This is a genomic window from Streptomyces sp. NPDC057271 (genome assembly GCF_042668715.1).
In the GTDB taxonomy this organism is placed as follows: Bacteria; Actinomycetota; Actinomycetes; order Streptomycetales; family Streptomycetaceae; genus Streptomyces.
In genome coordinates this window covers 123,339-125,380 of sequence record NZ_JBHUYJ010000013.1, presented here as the reverse complement: position 1 = coordinate 125,380, position 2,042 = coordinate 123,339, and the positions used below count along the sequence as shown (strand labels likewise).

The 2,042-nt window shown below is 72.8% G+C and carries 1 protein-coding gene; it reads right to left on the bottom strand.

Translation table 11 applies throughout. The features are described from left to right. Positions 1–1,571 (bottom strand): phosphodiester glycosidase family protein (locus ACFUJR_RS09625; RefSeq protein ID WP_383450294.1); only part of this gene is annotated, 1,571 nt, incomplete at its 3' end. Positions 1,572–2,042 lie beyond the last annotated feature (471 nt).

Below are 2,042 nucleotides of genomic sequence, written 5' to 3'. Positions count from 1 at the left end.
CGCTGCCCCGCCGCGTCCGAGGGCCGGTTGACGACGCCGGCCCGGGCGGTGGCGAGGACGCTGGAGCCGCCGCCGTCGAGGTTCATCGCCTCGCGCGCGCCGAGCTGCCTCATCAGCTGAGCGGCCTGCGCGACGCCGAGCCCCTCGCTGTAGCCGGCCTGCCGGCCGTCGACGACCACGAGCATCAGCCGGCCAAGGTCGTCCACGCCGACCATCGAGCGGGGGTTGGCGCGCAGGGTCCAGTTGTACGTGAAGGTCTGGTCCACGCCGTCCCGGATGATGCCGTCCGCCTGGGCGTTGACCGACACCTTCCCCTCACGTACCAGGGTCGGGCCGACCTGGAGGATCGTGGTGTCCGAGGTGAGCGGCACCTGGCGCCCCCTGCCGTCCTCCACCCGCTCGGAGAACGTCAGCGTCCGGCCGACCACGACGTGCCCCAGCAGCCACCGCGCGCTCGCGCCGGTCGCCTGGAGGGTCGACCCGCCCTCGGGCACGCTCGCGCCGCGGGAGGTGTTCACCGCCGTCACGCGGCCGGCGGCGTCGAGCACGGCCTCCGCGCCCGTCCCGGCCGGCGGACTGCCCCACTCCGGGGTGAAGCGCACCAGCTCGCTGTCGTCGGTGCACTTCAGGTCGTGCTGCGGCTTCTGCGTCGGCAGGTCGCCGCCGACACCACCGCAGTTCCAGACGTCGCCGGGCATCCGGTTCACCCCGTCGACCTCGACGGTCTCCGTGCCGGCCTTGAGCATCACATGCGCGGTGTACGTGTCCACGGCGAAGGAGCGGCCGCCGTTGGTCACCTTGAGGCCCGACCGGCCCTGGGTCGCGGAGCCGAGCAGCTTGCCGTTCTTCACGTACAGGCCGCCCGGCGCCTCGTTGTAGAACCACTGGCCGTTGATCCCGGCGAGCGCGCCGGTGGAGGCGATGAGGTCGGTCAGCTTCTCCGTGCCGTTGAGCCTGGGGCCGAAGTCCGTGCCCACGCTGCCCTTGAACGTACGGAAGTCCACGCGCAGCATGTGCACCCTCTGCGGCGCCTGCCTGTCGGTGCCGTCCTGCGCGGTGTACCGCGTACCGCCCGCGAATCCGGCGGACTTGATCCGGCTCAGCTGAGCCTTCGCGTCGGCCTCGCTCGCGTGGAGGCCGACGCGGACGGTCCAGCCGAGCGTTCCGGGACGGCGGTCGGCGAACGCCGGGGCCACGACCTCCTCGACGCGGGGCTCGAACCCCTTCTCGCGCAGCGCCGCGGCCACCCGGTCTGCGGTGGCCCGGGGGCCGAGGGCCGTACCCGCGGAGGCGAGCGGACCGTCGGGGGTCACGGGCAGATAGACATGGACGGTCCACCGGTCGTCGGCGTTCTGCTTGCCGTACGTGGTGGTGGTCAGCGTGACGCCGGGCGCCACGGTGGTACGCACCGAAGGAGCGCTCGGGATGAACGGGTGGGCGATGACGGCGACGGCCGATGCTCTGGCGGCCGCGGAGCTCTGCGGCGGGGCCGCCTCCGCGACGGGCACCGCCGAAGCCGTGCCCAGAACCGTCGCAGCCGCCGCCAGGAGGGAGAGGGACTTGCGCTGCATGAGCGTCCTTCCGTCGTAGGAACGTAAGGCAAGGCAAAGCGCAGTCAGTTGCCGGGAGATGACTCGTAGTGCAACAGACGAGGCACCTCGATGGAAGGCTCCGCTCCAGGTGGGCGCGCGACGTTCGACGCCGCGCGTGAGCCCCAGGGCTCACACACCGTCATGACGAGCGCGTCCCCGAAAGGTTTCGGGGACGGGAAGGCGCGGTGCCGGAGACGGGCACCGCCGCGCAGATCGCCGACGGCCCACAGCCGTCGGCGAGTTCGCCACGCGCGGGCGGCCGGCCGTGACCGCAGGATCGCGCGGCGTCCCGCCGGCGAGGACGGAACGCCACGTTTTCATAGGAGACAGGGGGTGACGAGCGCATGCGGGTGGATCGAGGGTCCGGACATATCGAAGCGGGGGGGGGGGCACCAGCGCCACGAGCAGCCCCCCCCCCTCACCCCCGCCCGTCCCGCTCCACCCCTCTCC